Source organism: Staphylococcus sp. CoH_129_LAB_1 (genome assembly GCF_058191515.1).
Map to the genome: position 1 here is coordinate 20959 of NZ_JBXWKZ010000020.1, position 19253 is coordinate 40211.

Genomic DNA, 19253 nt, shown 5'->3' on the forward strand with positions numbered 1-19253 from the left:
AACAATATCCTACCGAGGCTAAAATTGACTTGAACGTGATGATTATTATAATGATCTTTCAAGCACTTTTTGCCGTGGGTAGAAAGTGCTTTTTTTATTAAAAAAGCACCAAAAATAAAAATGGAGGTGTCTGAATGTCTGCTATTATTGAAGCTAAAAAACAACAAGTTGATGTTATTGCTGAACAACTTAAAAATTCAATTTCAACTGTTATCGTTGACTACCGTGGTTTAACTGTTGCAGAAGTAACTGACTTACGTGCTCAATTACGTGAAGCTGGTGTTGAGTATAAAGTATACAAAAATACATTAGTTCGCCGTGCAGCTGAAAAAGCAGGTATCGAAGGCTTAGATGAATTCTTAACTGGTCCTACAGCTATTGCTACAACTACTGATGATGTAGTTGCTCCAGCAAAAGTTATCGCAGGATTCGCTAAAGAACATGAAGCTTTAGAAATTAAAACAGGCGTTATGGAAGGTAGCGTTATCTCAGCAGAAGAAGTTAAAACTGTTGGTTCATTACCTTCACACGATGGTCTTGTATCTATGCTTTTATCTGTATTACAAGCTCCAGTACGCAACTTCGCTTATGCGGTTAAAGCTGTTGGAGAACAAAAAGAAGAAAGCGCTGAATAATTGCGCATAAAATTTTAAAATAAATGGAGGAATAATAAAATGGCTAATCAAGAACAAATCATTGAAGCAATTAAAGAAATGTCAGTATTAGAATTAAACGATTTAGTAAAAGCAATTGAAGAAGAATTTGGTGTAACAGCAGCAGCTCCTGTAGCAGCAGCTGGTGCAGCTGGTGGCGCAGACGCTGGCGCAGAAAAAACTGAATTTGACGTTGAATTAACTTCAGCTGGATCTTCAAAAATCAAAGTTGTTAAAGCAGTTAAAGAAGCAACTGGCTTAGGCTTAAAAGATGCTAAAGAATTAGTAGACAACGCTCCTAAAGTAATCAAAGAAGCTGTTGCTAAAGAAGAAGCTGAAAAACTTAAAGAACAATTAGAAGAAGTTGGAGCTACTGTAGAATTAAAATAATTCTAGTATCTTAACTTAATATATAAGTAAATCATTTTAACTTAGTCACTTTAGTGTGAAGCGTTAATGATAACTTAAATTCTTTGAGAAATTAAAACCCCGTTATTGTTGATAACGGGGTTTTAATTCATTTTCTAATAAAATAGATGAACAAATAAAGAGGTGAAATCATGAGCCACTATTATGATGAAAATCCTGAAGTACAAAGTGATGAAAAAACAATTCAATACTATTATCATACATCTCAGTTAAAATTAACGACAGATGCTGGCGTTTTTTCAAAAGGAAAAGTAGATTTTGGATCTGACTTATTAGTACAATCATTTTTAAAAGAACATCCACCAGGTCCAAGTAAATGTATCGTAGATGTTGGTTGTGGTTATGGCCCTATCGGCTTAATGATTGCTAAAGTCTCACCACATCATCAAATTACTATGGTGGATGTAAATCAAAGAGCGTTACATTTAGCTGAAAAAAATAAAAAACAAAATCAGATTGATAATGTCATCATTAAAGAAAGTGATGGACTGTCACAAGTTGAAAATGAACACTTTGACTTTGTATTAACAAATCCACCAATTAGAGCTGGAAAAAATGTTGTTCATCGAATTTTTGAAGAAGCATATCAAAAGCTAAACAATCAAGGTGAACTTTATGTTGTCATTCAGAAAAAGCAAGGTATGCCTTCTGCTAAAAAGAAAATGGAAGAAATATTTAATAATGTAGAAACTGTGAACAAAAGTAAAGGATACTATATATTGAAGAGTCAAAAAGGTTGATTTCAAAATGGTATTCTGATATAGTTATAAAATGTAAAAATTTATGTTCAACAAGTGTGTACTTTTACGCAAAATGAGCACGATAAACAAGAATAAGAAAAGAATCGAAAATGGTGTCATCAATTGTGTTGCCGTTTTCTTTTTGTCTTGTTATGTGAAATTTTGTATATAAGTTCAACACAATATTTGAGGGGTGAATCTGTTTGGCAGGTCAAGTTGTCCAATATGGAAGACATCGTAAACGTAGAAATTATGCGAGAATTTCAGAAGTATTAGAATTACCTAACTTAATAGAAATTCAAACTAAATCTTATGACTGGTTCTTAAAAGAAGGTTTATTAGAAATGTTCCGTGACATTTCACCAATTGAAGATTTCACTGGAAACTTATCTTTAGAATTTGTGGATTATAGATTAGGTGAACCGAAATATGATTTAGAAGAATCAAAAAATCGTGACGCTACTTATGCTGCACCTCTTCGTGTTAAAGTACGTCTCATTATCAAAGAAACTGGTGAAGTTAAAGAACAAGAAGTTTTCATGGGTGACTTCCCGTTAATGACTGATACTGGTACGTTCGTAATTAATGGTGCAGAACGTGTTATCGTTTCACAATTAGTACGTTCACCATCAGTATATTTTAACGAAAATATAGATAAAAATGGACGTGAAAATTACGACGCAACGATTATTCCAAACCGTGGTGCGTGGTTAGAATTTGAAACAGATGCTAAAGACATCGTTTACGTTCGAATTGATAGAACACGTAAATTACCTTTAACAGTATTATTACGTGCTTTAGGGTTCTCTAGTGATCAAGAAATTATTGATTTATTAGGAGATAGTGAATACTTACGTAATACGCTTGAAAAAGATAGTACTGAAAATACTGAACAAGCTTTATTAGAAATCTATGAACGTTTACGTCCTGGTGAACCACCAACAGTTGAAAACGCAAAAAGCTTATTATATTCACGCTTTTTCGACCCTAAACGCTATGACTTAGCTAGTGTTGGTCGTTACAAAGCAAATAAAAAATTACACCTAAAACATCGTTTGTTTAATCAAAAATTAGCTGAACCAATTGTTGACAGTGAAACAGGCGAAATTGTTGCTGAAGAAGGAACAGTTTTAGATCGTCGTAAATTAGATGAAATTATGGATGTTTTAGAATCAAATGCAAATAATGAAGTATTTGAATTAGAAGGTAGTGTTATTGACGAACCTGTAGAAATCCAATCAATTAAAGTATATGTTCCAAATGATGAAGAAGGACGCACTACAACAGTGATTGGTAATGCATTACCTGATTCAGAAGTGAAATGTATTACACCGGCAGATATTATTGCCTCAATGAGTTATTTCTTTAACTTATTGAATGGTATTGGTTATACAGATGATATCGACCATTTAGGTAATCGTCGCTTACGTTCAGTAGGTGAACTTTTACAAAACCAATTCCGTATTGGTTTATCTAGAATGGAACGTGTAGTTCGTGAAAGAATGTCTATTCAAGACACTGATTCAATTACACCACAACAATTAATTAATATTAGACCTGTAATTGCTTCAATTAAAGAATTCTTTGGTAGTTCTCAATTGTCTCAATTCATGGACCAAGCTAATCCATTAGCAGAGTTAACACATAAACGTCGTCTTTCAGCTTTAGGACCTGGTGGTTTAACACGTGAACGTGCACAAATGGAAGTTCGTGACGTACACTATTCTCACTATGGTCGTATGTGTCCAATTGAAACACCAGAGGGACCAAACATTGGTTTAATTAACTCACTATCAAGTTATGCACGTGTTAATGAATTTGGTTTCATCGAAACACCATATCGTAAAGTAGATATTGATACAAATTCAATTACTGATCAAATTGATTATTTAACTGCTGATGAAGAGGATAGCTATGTAGTTGCGCAAGCTAATTCTCGTTTAGACGAAAACGGTCGTTTCCTAGATGATGAAGTTGTATGTCGTTTCCGTGGTAACAACACAGTTATGGCAAAAGAAAAAATGGATTATATGGATGTATCTCCTAAACAAGTAGTATCAGCAGCGACAGCTTGTATTCCATTCCTAGAAAATGATGACTCTAACCGTGCGTTAATGGGTGCGAACATGCAACGTCAAGCAGTACCATTGATGAATCCTGAAGCCCCATTTGTTGGTACAGGTATGGAACATGTAGCAGCTCGTGACTCTGGAGCAGCAATTACTGCAAAACATAGAGGCCGTGTTGAACATGTTGAGTCTAATGAAGTTTTAGTTCGTCGTTTAGTTGAAGAAAATGGAACTGAACATGAAGGCGAATTAGATCGTTACCCATTAGCTAAATTTAAACGTTCAAACTCTGGTACTTGTTATAATCAACGTCCAATTGTTTCTGTAGGTGACGTTGTAGAATATAATGAAATTTTAGCAGACGGTCCTTCTATGGAATTAGGAGAAATGGCATTAGGTCGTAACGTCGTTGTAGGTTTCATGACTTGGGACGGTTATAACTATGAGGATGCTGTTATCATGAGTGAACGATTAGTTAAAGATGATGTGTATACTTCAATTCATATTGAAGAATACGAATCTGAAGCACGTGATACTAAATTAGGACCTGAAGAAATTACACGTGATATTCCTAACGTTTCTGAAAGTGCCCTTAAAAACTTAGACGATCGAGGTATCGTATACGTTGGTGCAGAAGTTAAAGATGGAGATATCTTAGTTGGTAAAGTAACGCCAAAAGGTGTAACAGAATTAACTGCAGAAGAAAGATTATTACATGCAATCTTTGGTGAAAAAGCAAGAGAAGTTCGTGATACTTCACTACGTGTGCCACATGGTGCAGGTGGTATTGTTCTAGACGTTAAAGTATTTAATCGTGAAGAAGGCGATGATACATTATCACCAGGTGTGAACCAACTCGTTCGTGTATATATTGTTCAAAAACGTAAAATCCATGTTGGGGACAAAATGTGTGGTCGTCATGGTAACAAAGGGGTTATCTCTAAAATTGTTCCTGAAGAAGATATGCCTTACTTACCAGATGGACGTCCAATCGATATCATGTTAAACCCATTAGGCGTACCATCACGTATGAACATTGGACAAGTTTTAGAGTTACATTTAGGTATGGCTGCTAAAAACTTAGGTATTCATGTTGCTTCTCCAGTATTCGATGGTGCAAATGACGATGATGTATGGTCTACAATTGAAGAAGCTGGTATGGCACGTGATGGTAAAACAGTATTATATGATGGACGTACTGGTGAACCATTTGATAATCGTATTTCTGTTGGAGTAATGTATATGCTTAAACTTGCTCACATGGTTGACGACAAATTGCATGCGCGTTCAACTGGACCTTACTCACTTGTTACACAACAACCACTTGGTGGTAAAGCACAATTCGGTGGACAACGTTTCGGTGAGATGGAGGTATGGGCACTTGAAGCTTATGGTGCAGCATACACATTACAAGAAATCTTAACTTATAAATCTGACGACACTGTAGGTCGTGTTAAAACATACGAATCTATCGTTAAAGGTGAAAATATTTCAAAACCAAGTGTTCCTGAATCATTCCGTGTATTGATGAAAGAATTACAAAGTTTAGGTTTAGATGTAAAAGTTATGGATGAACATGATAATGAAATCGAAATGGCCGATGTTGATGACGAAGATGCAACTGAACGCAAAGTAGATTTACAACAAAAAGATGTTCCAGAAACTCAAAAAGAAACTAACGAATAATAAAAATATAAGTCTAAGATGCATAAACATGAGTTGCGTAATCTAATCAATAGTTAGATTATGCACTGATGTGCATCTTATACATGTGATGTCAGTTTCAGTAAATGTAAATCAATCAAATAGCACAGCTAATCTAAATTGAAGGAGGTAGGCTCCTTGATTGATGTAAATAATTTCCATTATATGAAAATCGGTTTAGCCTCACCTGAAAAGATCCGTTCTTGGTCATATGGTGAAGTAAAAAAACCAGAAACAATTAACTATCGTACTTTGAAACCTGAGAAAGATGGTCTTTTCTGTGAAAGAATTTTCGGACCTACAAAAGACTGGGAATGTAGTTGTGGTAAGTACAAACGTGTACGCTACAAAGGTATGGTTTGTGACCGCTGTGGTGTAGAAGTCACAAAATCTAAAGTTCGTCGTGAAAGAATGGGTCATATTGAATTAGCAGCACCTGTTTCTCACATTTGGTACTTTAAAGGTATTCCAAGTCGTATGGGTCTTTTATTAGATATGTCTCCAAGATCATTAGAAGAAGTTATTTATTTTGCTTCTTATGTGGTTGTTGATCCTGGTCCAACTGGTTTAGAGAAAAAATCTCTGCTATCTGAAGCAGAATTCAGAGAATATTATGATAAATATCCAGGTCAATTTGTAGCAAAAATGGGAGCAGAAGGTATTAAAGACCTATTAGAAGAAATTGATTTAGATGAAGAATTAAAATTATTACGTGATGAATTAGAATCAGCAACTGGACAACGATTAACACGTGCAATTAAACGTTTAGAAGTTGTAGAATCATTTAGAAATTCTGGAAATAATCCTTCATGGATGATTTTAGATGTACTACCAATTATTCCACCAGAAATTCGTCCTATGGTTCAATTAGATGGTGGACGTTTTGCAACAAGTGATTTAAATGATTTATATCGTCGCGTTATTAACCGTAATAATCGTTTGAAACGTTTATTAGATCTTGGTGCTCCTGGTATCATCGTTCAAAACGAAAAACGTATGTTGCAAGAAGCAGTAGATGCATTAATTGATAATGGTCGTCGTGGCCGTCCAGTAACTGGTCCAGGTAATAGACCATTGAAATCTTTATCACACATGTTAAAAGGTAAACAAGGTCGTTTCCGTCAAAACTTACTTGGTAAACGTGTTGACTACTCAGGTCGTTCAGTAATCGCAGTAGGACCAAGTTTAAAAATGTATCAATGTGGTCTTCCAAAAGAAATGGCACTTGAATTATTTAAACCTTTCGTGATGAAAGAATTAGTGCAACGTGAAATCGCAACAAACATTAAAAATGCGAAAAGTAAAATTGAACGCATGGATGATGAAGTATGGGATGTATTAGAAGATGTCATTAGAGAACACCCAGTATTACTTAACCGTGCGCCAACGCTTCATAGATTAGGTATTCAAGCTTTTGAGCCTACTTTAGTAGAAGGTCGTGCAATCCGTTTACATCCACTTGTAACAACAGCTTATAATGCTGACTTTGATGGTGACCAAATGGCGGTACACGTACCATTATCTAAAGAAGCACAAGCAGAAGCACGTATGTTAATGTTAGCTGCACAAAACATTTTGAATCCTAAAGATGGTAAACCAGTCGTTACACCATCACAAGATATGGTATTAGGTAACTATTACTTAACTTTAGAACGTAAAGATGCTATAAATACTGGTACAATCTATAACGATACAAATGAAGTACTTAAAGCATATGCAAATGGTTATGTTCACTTACACACACGTATAGGTTTACATGCGCGTTCACTTAATAATCCTACATTCACTGAAGAACAAAATAATAAAATTTTAGCTACTTCAGTAGGTAAAGTGATCTTTAATGAAATCATTCCAGATTCATTTGCATATATTAATGAACCAACTCAAGAAAACTTAGAAGATAGAACACCTGATAAATATTTTGTTGATCCGACACAGTTAGGTGAAGGTGGACTTAAATCTTACTTTGAAGAGCAAGAACTTACTGCACCTTTCAACAAAAAATTCTTAGGTAACATTATCGCAGAAGTATTTAATAGATTTAGCATTACAGATACATCAATGATGCTTGACCGCATGAAAGATTTAGGATTTAAATTCTCATCTAAAGCTGGTATTACAGTTGGTGTATCGGACATCGTAGTACTTCCAGATAAACAACAAATTTTAGATGAGCATGAAAAATTAGTAGAACGTGTATCTAAACAATTTAATCGTGGTTTGATTACTGAAGATGAACGTTATAACGCTGTTGTTGAAATTTGGACGGATGCTAAAGATCAAATTCAAGGAGAATTAATGAAATCTCTTGAAAAAACTAACCCAATCTTTATGATGAGTGACTCAGGTGCCCGTGGTAACGCATCTAACTTTACACAATTAGCTGGTATGCGTGGATTAATGGCTGCACCATCAGGTAAAATTATTGAGTTACCAATTACATCATCATTCCGTGAAGGTTTAACAGTATTAGAATACTTCATTTCAACACATGGTGCGCGTAAAGGTCTTGCCGATACTGCACTTAAAACAGCCGACTCAGGTTATCTTACTCGTCGTCTTGTTGATGTTGCACAAGATGTTATTGTACGTGAAGAAGATTGTGGCACAGACCGTGGTTTATTAGTTTCTGATATTAAAGAAGGTACAGAAATGATTGAACCATTTATTGAACGTATTGAAGGACGCTATTCTAAAGAAACAATTCGTCATCCTGAAACTGACGAAATCATTATTCGTCCTGATGAATTAATCACACCTGAAATTGCTAAGAAAATTACAGATGCAGGTATTGAAAAAATGTATATCCGTTCAGCATTTACATGTAATACTCGCCATGGTGTATGCGAAAAATGTTACGGTAAAAACCTTGCTACAGGTGAAAAAGTTGAAGTGGGTGAAGCAGTTGGTACAATTGCCGCTCAATCAATCGGTGAACCTGGTACCCAACTTACAATGCGTACTTTCCATACAGGTGGGGTAGCAGGAAGCGATATCACTCAAGGTCTTCCTCGTATCCAAGAGATTTTTGAAGCACGTAATCCTAAAGGTCAAGCGGTAATTACTGAAATTGAAGGTGTCGTTGAAGATATTAAATTAGCAAAAGATCGCCAACAGGAAATTGTGATTAAAGGCGCTAATGAAACAAGATCTTATCTTGCTTCTGGTACTTCAAGAATTAAAGTAGAAATTGGCCAATCAGTAGAACGTGGAGAAGTATTAACTGAAGGTTCTATTGAACCTAAGAACTTCTTAGCTGTTGCTGGTTTAAATGCGACTGAAAGTTACTTACTTAAAGAAGTACAAAAAGTTTATCGTATGCAAGGTGTAGAAATTGACGATAAACACGTGGAAGTAATGGTTAGACAAATGTTACGTAAAGTAAGAATTATCGAAGCTGGTGACACTAAACTTCTACCAGGATCATTAGTAGATATTCATAACTTTACTGATGCAAATAGAGAAGCGTTTAAAGAACGTAAACGCCCAGCTACTGCAAAACCAGTATTACTAGGTATTACTAAAGCATCTCTTGAAACAGAAAGTTTCTTATCAGCAGCTTCATTCCAAGAAACAACTCGTGTACTTACTGATGCTGCCATCAAAGGTAAACGTGATGACTTACTAGGACTTAAAGAGAATGTTATTATTGGTAAACTTATTCCAGCTGGTACAGGTATGAGACGTTATAGCGACGTTAAATACGATAAAGTTGGTACTCCAGTAGTTGAAACTGAAGAAACAGAAGTGACTGAATAATTGATACGAAAGTAACTTGGAACTTTAGCCAGTTCCAAGTTCTTTTGTTTTAATGTTTCAAAAAAAACATAAAAAATGTTGACGAAATACTATATAAAGTGTTATTATTGTAAAGGTTGATGCAAGCAGAACTTTGGAGGATATTTAATGTCTAATGAAAAAGTTGCACGCTTTAACAAACAACACGTTGTAGTTGGTCTTAAACAAACGCTAAAAGCGTTAAAAAAAGATCAAGTTGCATCATTGATTATTGCTAAAGATGTTGAGGTATATTTGTTATCTCAAGTATTTAGTCAAATCAATCATAAAAACATACCAATTACTTATTTCGAAAGCAAATCTGCTTTAGGAAAAGCAGTAGGTATTAATGTTAATGCGACAATCGTTGCGTTATTGAATGAGAATTAGTAAGTTTTATACTTACTAAATTTTATTTAACCTAAAAATGAACCACCTGGATGTGTGGAATTAAAAAGTGAAGAGAGGAGGACATTCAATGCCAACTATTAACCAATTAGTACGTAAACCTAGACAAAGCAAATCTAAAAAATCAGATTCACCAGCGTTAAACAGAGGTTTCAATAGTAAAAAGAAACAATTTACTAACTTAAACTCACCTCAAAAACGTGGTGTTTGTACTCGTGTAGGTACAATGACACCTAAAAAACCTAACTCAGCGTTACGTAAATATGCACGTGTGCGTTTATCAAACAACATTGAAATCAATGCATACATTCCTGGTATCGGCCATAACTTACAAGAACACAGTGTAGTACTTGTACGTGGTGGACGTGTAAAAGACTTACCTGGTGTGCGTTACCATATTGTACGTGGTGCACTTGATACTTCAGGTGTAGATGGACGTAGACAAGGACGTTCATTATACGGAACTAAAAAACCTAAAAATTAATTTTAAGATTGTGTAAATTTTACTATCAATTTTTAAGAATATATTATAATAGGAAGGGAGGACTTTATAATGCCTCGTAAAGGATCAGTACCTAAAAGAGACGTATTACCAGATCCAATTCATAACTCTAAGTTAGTTACAAAATTAATTAACAAAATTATGTTAGATGGTAAACGCGGAACAGCGCAAAGAATTCTTTATTCTGCATTTGACCTTGTGGAACAACGCAGTGGTCGTGATGCTTTAGAAGTATTCGAAGAAGCTATTAATAACATTATGCCAGTATTAGAAGTAAAAGCACGTCGTGTAGGTGGTTCTAACTACCAAGTACCTGTTGAGGTGCGTCCAGAACGTCGTACTACTTTAGGATTACGTTGGTTAGTAAACTATGCTCGTCTTCGTGGTGAAAAAACTATGGAAGATCGTTTAGCTAACGAAATCTTAGATGCTGCTAATAATACAGGTGGTGCAGTCAAAAAACGTGAGGATACTCATAAAATGGCTGAAGCGAACAAAGCATTCGCTCACTATCGTTGGTAAGATTAAAGCTTTAACCCTGAGTGTGTTCCGTCATATTAGTTTGCAAAGTAATATGGTTCATGCTTAGGGCATCGCCATATTCTATAGTACTTATTCAGTAATAACTGGAAGGAGAAAAACAATGGCTAGAGAATTTTCTTTGAAAAACACTCGTAATATCGGTATCATGGCTCACATCGATGCTGGTAAAACAACTACGACTGAACGTATTCTTTATTATACAGGTCGTATCCACAAAATTGGTGAAACACACGAAGGTGCTTCACAAATGGACTGGATGGAACAAGAACAAGATCGTGGTATTACAATTACATCAGCTGCAACAACAGCTTCTTGGAAAGACCACCGTGTTAACATTATCGATACACCAGGACACGTAGACTTCACTGTAGAGGTTGAACGTTCATTACGTGTACTTGATGGTGCGGTTACTGTACTTGATGCTCAATCAGGTGTAGAACCTCAAACTGAAACAGTTTGGCGTCAAGCTACTACTTATGGAGTTCCTCGTATTGTATTCGTTAACAAAATGGATAAACTTGGTGCAAACTTTGAGTATTCAGTAAGCACATTACATGATCGCTTACAAGCCAATGCTGCGCCTATCCAATTACCAATTGGTGCCGAAGATGAATTTGAAGCAATCATTGACTTAGTTGAAATGAAATGCTACAAATATACAAATGACTTAGGTACAGAAATTGAAGAAATTGAAATTCCTGAAGATCACAAAGAAAGAGCAGAAGAAGCTCGTTCTAACTTAATTGAAGCTGTTGCAGAAACTAGCGACGAATTAATGGAAAAATATCTTAGTGACGAAGAAATTTCAGTAGAAGAATTAAAAGATGCTATCCGTCAAGCTACTACTAACGTAGAATTCTACCCAGTACTTTGTGGTACAGCATTTAAAAACAAAGGTGTTCAATTAATGCTTAATGCAGTAATTGATTACTTACCATCACCTTTAGATGTTAAACCTATTGTAGGCCATCGTGCTGAAAATCCTGAAGAAGAAGTAATTGCAAAAGCTGATGATAGTGCTGAATTTGCAGCATTAGCTTTCAAAGTTATGACTGACCCTTATGTTGGTAAATTAACTTTCTTCCGTGTATATTCAGGTACATTAACATCTGGTTCATACGTTAAAAACTCAACTAAAAATAAACGTGAACGTGTAGGTCGTTTATTACAAATGCACGCGAACTCTCGTCAAGAAATTGACACTGTATATTCAGGGGATATCGCTGCAGCTGTAGGTCTTAAAGATACAGGTACTGGTGACACTTTATGTGGTGAGAAAAATGACATTATCTTGGAATCAATGGAATTCCCAGAACCAGTTATTCACTTATCAGTAGAGCCTAAATCAAAAGCTGACCAAGATAAAATGACTCAAGCGTTAGTTAAATTACAAGAAGAAGACCCTACTTTCCATGCACACACTGACGAAGAAACTGGACAAGTTATCATCGGCGGTATGGGTGAATTACACTTAGATATCTTAGTTGACCGTATGAAAAAAGAATTCAACGTTGAATGTAATGTAGGTGCTCCAATGGTTTCATACCGTGAAACATTTAGACAACCTGCTCAAGTTCAAGGTAAATTCTCTCGTCAATCTGGTGGTCGTGGTCAATATGGTGACGTTCATATTGAATTCACTCCTAACGAAACTGGTGCAGGTTTCGAATTCGAAAATGCTATCGTTGGTGGTGTAGTTCCTCGTGAATACATTCCATCAGTTGAAGCTGGTCTTAAAGATGCTATGGAAAACGGTGTATTAGCTGGTTATCCATTAATTGATGTTAAAGCTAAATTATTTGATGGTTCATACCATGATGTCGATTCATCAGAAATGGCCTTCAAAATTGCTGCGTCATTAGCACTTAAAGAAGCTGCTAAAAAATGTGATCCAGTTATCTTAGAACCAATGATGAAAGTTACAATCGAAATGCCTGAAGAATACATGGGCGATATCATGGGTGACGTAACGGCTCGTCGTGGACGTGTTGATGGTATGGAACCACGTGGTAATGCACAAGTTGTTAACGCTTATGTACCACTTTCAGAAATGTTTGGTTATGCAACTTCATTACGTTCTAACACTCAAGGTCGCGGTACTTACACTATGTACTTTGATCATTATGCAGAAGTTCCAAAATCAATTGCTGAAGAAATCATCAAAAAAAATAAAGGTGAATAATATAACTTGTTTTAACTAGTAAATCTAGGTAAAATACAGCTTGAGCTTATTAATTAAGCATTCATCTTTATGAATTGATTTTTTATTCAAAATGCATTATAAAAGAACTATAAATTCTTTTTAGAACAATCATTATGTCTCATGATAGTGAGTAACTATCATGAGAGATAATATTGAAATAACTTTAACTAGAATAGGAGAGATTTAATAATGGCAAAAGAAAAATTTGATCGCTCAAAAGAACATGCCAATATTGGTACTATCGGTCACGTTGACCATGGTAAAACTACTTTAACAGCTGCTATCGCAACTGTATTAGCTAAAAATGGTGACACTGTAGCACAATCATATGACATGATTGACAACGCTCCAGAAGAAAAAGAACGTGGTATTACAATCAATACTGCACACATCGAATATCAAACTGACAAACGTCACTATGCTCACGTTGACTGCCCAGGACACGCTGACTATGTTAAAAACATGATTACTGGTGCTGCTCAAATGGACGGCGGTATCTTAGTAGTATCTGCTGCTGACGGTCCAATGCCACAAACTCGTGAACACATTCTTTTATCACGTAACGTTGGTGTACCAGCATTAGTAGTATTCTTAAACAAAGTTGACATGGTTGACGATGAAGAATTATTAGAATTAGTTGAAATGGAAGTACGTGACTTATTATCTGAATACGACTTCCCAGGTGACGACGTACCTGTAATCGCTGGTTCAGCTTTAAAAGCTTTAGAAGGCGATGCTCAATACGAAGAAAAAATCTTAGAATTAATGCAAGCAGTTGATGATTATATTCCAACTCCAGAACGTGACTCTGATAAACCATTCATGATGCCAGTTGAGGACGTATTCTCAATCACTGGTCGTGGTACTGTTGCTACAGGCCGTGTTGAACGTGGTCAAATCAAAGTTGGTGAAGAAGTTGAAATTATTGGTATCAAAGATACTTCTAAAACAACTGTTACTGGTGTAGAAATGTTCCGTAAATTATTAGACTACGCTGAAGCTGGTGACAACATCGGTGCTTTATTACGTGGTGTTGCTCGTGAAGATGTACAACGTGGTCAAGTATTAGCTGCTCCAGGTTCAATTACACCTCACACAAAATTTAAAGCAGACGTATACGTTTTATCAAAAGATGAAGGTGGACGTCATACTCCATTCTTCACTAACTATCGTCCACAATTCTATTTCCGTACTACAGACGTAACTGGTGTTGTTAACTTACCAGAAGGTACTGAAATGGTAATGCCTGGCGACAACGTTGAAATGACAGTAGAATTAATCGCTCCTATCGCGATTGAAGACGGTACTCGTTTCTCAATCCGTGAAGGTGGACGTACTGTAGGATCAGGCGTTGTAACTGAAATCTTCGAATAATTTATTTATTTGATATGGAAGGCTCCCTTATTGGGAGTCTTTTTTGTTTGAAAATAAAACTTAAGTTCACTATGCTTTAATTTGATAAATATTATTAATAATACGAGTCTGGAACATAAAGTTTCTGTATAAGTGAAAAAAACAAGTCTATTGAAATAATATAGAACTTGTCTTTTTTATAAATTTTGATTATTTTTAACTCGTTGGGTTGCTCATTTTCTTATATTGAGGGCCATTAGTAGAGTAAGTTGAGTCATGTGATATCCTTTATATATAAGAAACCTTGTTAATTTAGTTTATTGGTATTTATTAAATTATACGAAAGGGCCTTATTTTTTTAAGTATTTGGTCGAGACTCTTGTGTGAACAGGACAGGCTGAAGTTTTCCACTAAGAAAGCGTGCCAACATTATGTAGTATTGTAAATAAAGAAACCAGTAAATAAGTTTATAATAAACACATTTACTGGCTATTTTGTTAGGAATTATGTCCCAGCCTCTTTTTTATATTTTAAGATTTATAATACATATTTAACAATGAATTAAAAAACTCTTTCAAGTTCTAAGATTTTAAGAAACTCACTTGCAGCATATTTAAATGCTGTTTCATCGATATCAAAATGTGGATTGTGATGAGGCGCTGTAATACCTTTATCAGTATTGCCACATCCGGTTAAGAAAAATGCACCAGGACGGACTTTAAGATAGTGTGAAAAGTCTTCACCAATCATCATCAGTTCTGATTTATTAAAACGTAAATGTAAATCATTTGCCGCTTGTTTAACTATTTCATAGCCTTCTTCATGATTATGAACTGGTAAATATCCTTTAATATATTCCATGTCATAAGTGATATCATTCGCTAATGCAAGACCTTGCAATAACTTATCCATTTTCTCTTGAACATGGGATTGTATTTCTGTATCAAATGTACGTACTGTCCCTTTACAAAAGGCTGAATCAGGAATAACACTATCAGAAGAACCGGCTTGTACCATTCCAAAGGTTAATACTGCTTCTTTTACAGGATCAATTGTACGTGAGATGATTTTTTGAGCACTTAGTATAAACTCAGCCATAATTACAATTGGATCAATAGTTTCATGAGGTTTAGCACCATGTCCACCTCTTCCTTTAATGGTAATAGAGAATTCGTCTGGAGAAGCCATAATGGCACCTGGTCTTGAATAAATAGTACCAGTAGGATAACCACTCCAAAGATGTGTACCATAAATTTTATCAACATCTTTTAAGCAACCGTCATCAATCATTTCTTGAGAGCCACCAGGCATAATTTCTTCGCCATATTGAAAAATAAATACAACATTTCCTTTTAATAAGTGGCGATGTTCATGAACAATTTCAGCAACACCTAATAAAATGGCGGTATGACCGTCGTGGCCACAGGCATGCATAAATCCATCGTTTTTAGATTTATATGGAACTTTATTTAATTCTTGGATAGGTAATGCATCGAAATCCGCACGAAATGCAATAGTCGGACCATTTCCATTTCCTTTAAAAGTTGCTTTGATGCCATTTCTACCAACAGGTGACACAATCTCACAGTCTAAATGACTTAACTGATTGAGAATGTAGTTATGTGTCCATGTTTCTTCAAAAGAAGGCTCCGGATATTGATGCATATAACGACGCATTTGAATCATTTTATTTTCTTTTTCACTGGCTAATTGAAACCAATCAAACACATTGACCACTTCTTCCTAATTATTATGAACTTTAGTATAACAAATTCTACTATAACTCAGTAGTCAGTAATTATAATTTTAATAAAAGACAGACTAACAGATATTAAATGAATTGTCTTATAACATAAAATGATTATGATGATAATAAATTATGATGAATCAATAACAAAAGAGAAAAGATGATGCACATGGTTCAGTTGTGATAGATAAAGACGCAGGAATAGTAAACATTTAGGCTTACAAGATAAAAGTAATTTTTAAATTGGTGCATTATTTAAAGGTATCTGTGTCGTAGGTGGTTTATATAGTACGTAGTAAAAATGTTAGATCACACACTTAAGGTATGAAAAAATTGGAAAAGAGCTAAATATTATTAAATAAACGTTTCATTAGTTTGAATATGCAAATGGATTGTTTTTTATTTTCAGTGGTACACTAATTGTAAAAAAGAGGGATATACATGCTAGAATTAAGAAAACTAGAATATAAAGATGAAGAAAGTTTAATTCGATATTTACAATATTGGTATGATAACAATGAGAAAATTATTCCAGATAATACCGATATAGCACATTATCAATCTTTTGAACAAATGGTAGAACAATTACATCATCCACCCGTGAATACGAATATGGTACCTTCTACAACATTATTTTATTTCAAAAATGATGATATTGTCGGCGCAGTAAATATTCGTCATGAACTTAATGATAAATTAAAAAACATTGGTGGTCATGTAGGCTATGGTGTTGCTCAACCATATAGAGGAAATGGTTATGCTTCAAGAATGTTAGAAGAAGCGCTTAATAGATTAAATCATATGGGTGTACATAAAGTATTGATGACATGTAATCCTTATAATTTTGCTTCACAAGCAGTAATAAAAAAACATGGAGGCTATGAAATTAATTCGTACATTAAAAAAAATGGTCAACCAGTAAGTCGATTTGAAATTCCAAATGATGGAAGGTGAAACTTTGAAAGATTTAAAAGTAGTATATGCACTCATACAAAATAAAGAGAGAAAAGTATTACTTGTTAATAATACAGATGGTGGAGGATGGTCATTACCTGGTGGAAAGGTAGAAAAGGGAGAAACTCTAGTTGAAGCTTTGAAACGTGAAGTAATGGAAGAAACAGGTCTTAAAGCTGAGATTGGAGATATTGTAAGTATCAATGAGGGTAAGTCTACTCAAATGAATGTACACACATTGTTTATTATGTTTAAAGTTACGATTAAAAATGATGCGATAAATATACAAATGAAAGAAGAAATTTCAGAAACAAAATGGATGACTATTGAAGAAGCAGACCAAAAACTTATGTATTATAAGCATAGTTTGAAAATGTTTTTAAATAATAAAGCTACTTATTATAATGAAGGTGTAATAGATTAAAAATCTGTATGACAAGATATAATAAGACATAAAAAATCACTTTTCTCATAAGAAAAGTGATGGGTGTCAAAAGTTTATAAATAGTTTCATATAGTTATGAAATCGCAAGGTATTTTACTCTTAAGTTATACCTTTTATTTATAATATAAAGATATCCTCAATTTTATATCATCACAATAATAAGTTAATATAATCTATAAAAAATATTAATATTCAATTGATTAGAATATATTCAACGATTAAAGTGGATGATAGGTACTTCTCATATATTATTTAACAATATCCAAAACGATGGAGGTCTATGAAATGCTCGTTTTAAATGAACAAGATCAACAGAACTTATTAGATATGAAAGAAGTTATTGAAGAAGTCGGTCGTGCGTTACAGGCATTCTCAGAAGGAAAAACTGAAACACCATTACGTTATGTGTTACCATTCAACAAAGAAAATAGATATTTAGTGATGCCTGCTTTATCAGATGAGTTGAAAATAGTTGGCATTAAAACTGTTACCTTTGCCCCTAACAATTCTAAACAAAATAAAAAAACAATTACAGGATCAGTACTGCTGAGTGATTATGATACAGGAGAAACCCTTGCTATACTTGATGGTAGCTATTTAACTAAAATTCGTACAGGTGCCATTTCAGGGGTGGCTACAAAATATTTAGCGCGTGAAGATGCAAAAACATTGTGTGTGATTGGCGCTGGAGATCAAGCTGAGGGGCTGATTGCAGCAATGTTAGCTGTTAGAGATATTGAAATAATTCATATTTCGAGTCGTACAAGAGCTAACGCTGAAAAATTGGCTGAATTTGTGAAACAAGCATATGACGTGTCGATAAAAGTTTTTGATGAAGCGGATCAAGCAATGGAAAACGCAGATATCATTGTGACAGCTACCAATTCAAATCAGCCAGTGTTTTCTCATTCGTTACATCCTGGTGTGCATTTAAATGCTGTAGGCTCATTTAAACCTGAAATGCAAGAACTACCTTCAGAAACGATGTTGATTGCTAATAAAATAGTTGTTGAATCTACAGAAGCTGCAATGGAAGAAACAGGTGATTTAAAAGTACCATTAGAAGAAGGTATCATTACTGAGCAATCGTTACATGGTGAACTAGGGAATATTGTAAGTGGAAAATTATCTAGACGTGATGATGATGAAGAAGTGACAGTATTTAAATCAGTAGGTTTAGCTATTGTAGATATAGTGGTGGCACAATACTTCTATAAAAAAGCTCAACAAAATAATTAATCATATACTGTATAAAACATAGATACCGTATCAGTTATAACGTAGACATGGCTGATAGGGTATTTTTATTGTATAAAGAAAATCAATAAGAGTGATACAAAGCATTTCTTCATATTAGCCTCCTTTTAAAAATAATTAACAAACAAAACGTAAGTTAAAGCAAATAATTTATTAGAAGAATAAAATTATTACTTTAACGTACAATCTAATGATATATGTTCATATAGGGAATCTATGATATGAGGAGTTCTAAAAAGACACTATTAGGATATATAAGACAAAGGAAGAAATGATAATGAAGAGAATTATAATTACAGGAGCACTAGGACAAATAGGAACTGAATTGGTACTAAAATGTAGAAAAATATATGGAAAAGATAACGTATTAGCTACTGACATTAGAGAACCTGAAGAGGCTGGGACATAATTTCTAACAAATTAGCCAGTAAATGAGTTTATTATAAATTCATTTACTGGCTTCTTTATT

At 34.4% G+C, this 19253-nt stretch carries 14 protein-coding genes, 1 pseudogene and 1 other annotated feature (1 of these 16 running past the window's edge); of the genes and pseudogenes, 14 read left to right on the forward strand and 1 reads right to left on the reverse strand.

Annotated features, from left to right (window positions below; all coding sequences use genetic code 11):
- Window positions 1–104 (forward strand) — a sequence feature (ribosomal protein L10 leader region); it begins 50 nt to the left of the window's first position.
- A gap of 30 nt (window positions 105–134) precedes the next feature.
- The 10 genes from rplJ to tuf all read left to right on the forward strand — a co-directional run bounded on the left by rplJ (window position 135) and on the right by tuf (window position 14402).
- Window positions 135–635 (forward strand): 50S ribosomal protein L10, encoded by a 501-nt coding sequence (rplJ, locus tag AC2FB1_RS07205; protein WP_490674585.1) that lies wholly within the window; start codon window positions 135–137, stop codon window positions 633–635.
- A gap of 39 nt (window positions 636–674) precedes the next feature.
- Window positions 675–1043: a 50S ribosomal protein L7/L12 gene (gene rplL / locus AC2FB1_RS07210; RefSeq protein WP_490674586.1), complete on the forward strand. Its 369-nt coding sequence runs from the start codon at window positions 675–677 to the stop codon at window positions 1041–1043.
- A 170-nt stretch (window positions 1044–1213) separates the two neighbouring features.
- Entirely contained in the window at window positions 1214–1822 is a 609-nt protein-coding gene (locus AC2FB1_RS07215) for a class I SAM-dependent methyltransferase (RefSeq protein WP_490674587.1), read from the forward strand.
- 203 nt (window positions 1823–2025) lie between these two features.
- A complete protein-coding gene (rpoB, locus tag AC2FB1_RS07220; RefSeq protein ID WP_490674588.1) occupies window positions 2026–5577 on the forward strand; it encodes a DNA-directed RNA polymerase subunit beta in 3552 nt (1183 codons plus the stop codon).
- Between the two features lie 183 nt (window positions 5578–5760).
- Window positions 5761–9354 (forward strand): DNA-directed RNA polymerase subunit beta', encoded by a 3594-nt coding sequence (gene rpoC, locus AC2FB1_RS07225; RefSeq protein WP_490674595.1) that lies wholly within the window; start codon window positions 5761–5763, stop codon window positions 9352–9354.
- A 147-nt stretch (window positions 9355–9501) separates the two neighbouring features.
- On the forward strand, window positions 9502–9762 hold the full coding sequence (locus tag AC2FB1_RS07230) for a ribosomal L7Ae/L30e/S12e/Gadd45 family protein (protein ID WP_490674589.1): 261 nt from the start codon (window positions 9502–9504) through the stop codon (window positions 9760–9762).
- Between the two features lie 88 nt (window positions 9763–9850).
- Window positions 9851–10264, forward strand: coding sequence for a 30S ribosomal protein S12 (rpsL, locus tag AC2FB1_RS07235; protein WP_016931318.1), 414 nt, complete (start codon window positions 9851–9853; stop codon window positions 10262–10264).
- A 69-nt stretch (window positions 10265–10333) separates the two neighbouring features.
- Window positions 10334–10804, forward strand: a complete 471-nt coding sequence (rpsG, locus tag AC2FB1_RS07240) for a 30S ribosomal protein S7 (protein ID WP_001137495.1) — start codon at window positions 10334–10336, stop codon at window positions 10802–10804.
- 121 nt (window positions 10805–10925) lie between these two features.
- On the forward strand, window positions 10926–13007 hold the full coding sequence (gene fusA, locus AC2FB1_RS07245) for an elongation factor G (protein ID WP_490674590.1): 2082 nt from the start codon (window positions 10926–10928) through the stop codon (window positions 13005–13007).
- Between the two features lie 210 nt (window positions 13008–13217).
- Window positions 13218–14402, forward strand: a complete 1185-nt coding sequence (gene tuf, locus AC2FB1_RS07250; RefSeq protein ID WP_049434289.1) for an elongation factor Tu — start codon at window positions 13218–13220, stop codon at window positions 14400–14402.
- 540 nt (window positions 14403–14942) lie between these two features.
- Here tuf and AC2FB1_RS07255 read toward each other — a convergent pair.
- A complete protein-coding gene (locus tag AC2FB1_RS07255) occupies window positions 14943–16109 on the reverse strand; it encodes a M20 family metallopeptidase (RefSeq protein WP_490674591.1) in 1167 nt (388 codons plus the stop codon).
- Window positions 16110–16569: 460 nt separating this feature from the next.
- Here AC2FB1_RS07255 and AC2FB1_RS07260 point away from each other — a divergent pair, with 460 nt between their 5' ends.
- The 4 genes and pseudogenes from AC2FB1_RS07260 to AC2FB1_RS07275 form a co-directional block, all read left to right on the forward strand.
- Window positions 16570–17082 carry a GNAT family N-acetyltransferase gene (locus AC2FB1_RS07260; RefSeq protein ID WP_490674592.1) on the forward strand — a complete coding sequence of 171 codons (513 nt, stop codon included), beginning with the start codon at window positions 16570–16572 and terminating at the stop codon, window positions 17080–17082.
- A 4-nt stretch (window positions 17083–17086) separates the two neighbouring features.
- On the forward strand, window positions 17087–17506 hold the full coding sequence (locus AC2FB1_RS07265; protein ID WP_490674593.1) for an NUDIX hydrolase: 420 nt from the start codon (window positions 17087–17089) through the stop codon (window positions 17504–17506).
- A 306-nt stretch (window positions 17507–17812) separates the two neighbouring features.
- Window positions 17813–18766, forward strand: a complete 954-nt coding sequence (locus AC2FB1_RS07270) for an ornithine cyclodeaminase family protein (RefSeq protein ID WP_490674596.1) — start codon at window positions 17813–17815, stop codon at window positions 18764–18766.
- 295 nt (window positions 18767–19061) lie between these two features.
- Window positions 19062–19178: pseudogene (locus tag AC2FB1_RS07275) on the forward strand (UDP-glucose 4-epimerase); the annotation flags it as partial.
- Between the last annotated feature and the right edge of the window lie 75 nt (window positions 19179–19253).

What these genes read in the sequence shown, in the direction of transcription:
- rpsL (WP_016931318.1), top strand. Translation starts at nt 9,851, where the DNA reads ATGCCAACTATTAACCAATTAGTACGTAAACCTAGACAAAGCAAATCT.
- rpsG (WP_001137495.1), top strand. Translation starts at nt 10,334, where the DNA reads ATGCCTCGTAAAGGATCAGTACCTAAAAGAGACGTATTACCAGATCCA.
- tuf (WP_049434289.1), top strand. Translation starts at nt 13,218, where the DNA reads ATGGCAAAAGAAAAATTTGATCGCTCAAAAGAACATGCCAATATTGGT.
- AC2FB1_RS07270 (WP_490674596.1), top strand. Translation starts at nt 17,813, where the DNA reads ATGCTCGTTTTAAATGAACAAGATCAACAGAACTTATTAGATATGAAA.
- AC2FB1_RS07230 (WP_490674589.1), top strand. Translation starts at nt 9,502, where the DNA reads ATGTCTAATGAAAAAGTTGCACGCTTTAACAAACAACACGTTGTAGTT.
- rplJ (WP_490674585.1), top strand. Translation starts at nt 135, where the DNA reads ATGTCTGCTATTATTGAAGCTAAAAAACAACAAGTTGATGTTATTGCT.
- rpoC (WP_490674595.1), top strand. Translation starts at nt 5,761, where the DNA reads ATGAAAATCGGTTTAGCCTCACCTGAAAAGATCCGTTCTTGGTCATAT.
- fusA (WP_490674590.1), top strand. Translation starts at nt 10,926, where the DNA reads ATGGCTAGAGAATTTTCTTTGAAAAACACTCGTAATATCGGTATCATG.
- AC2FB1_RS07215 (WP_490674587.1), top strand. Translation starts at nt 1,214, where the DNA reads ATGAGCCACTATTATGATGAAAATCCTGAAGTACAAAGTGATGAAAAA.
- AC2FB1_RS07260 (WP_490674592.1), top strand. Translation starts at nt 16,570, where the DNA reads ATGCTAGAATTAAGAAAACTAGAATATAAAGATGAAGAAAGTTTAATT.
- rplL (WP_490674586.1), top strand. Translation starts at nt 675, where the DNA reads ATGGCTAATCAAGAACAAATCATTGAAGCAATTAAAGAAATGTCAGTA.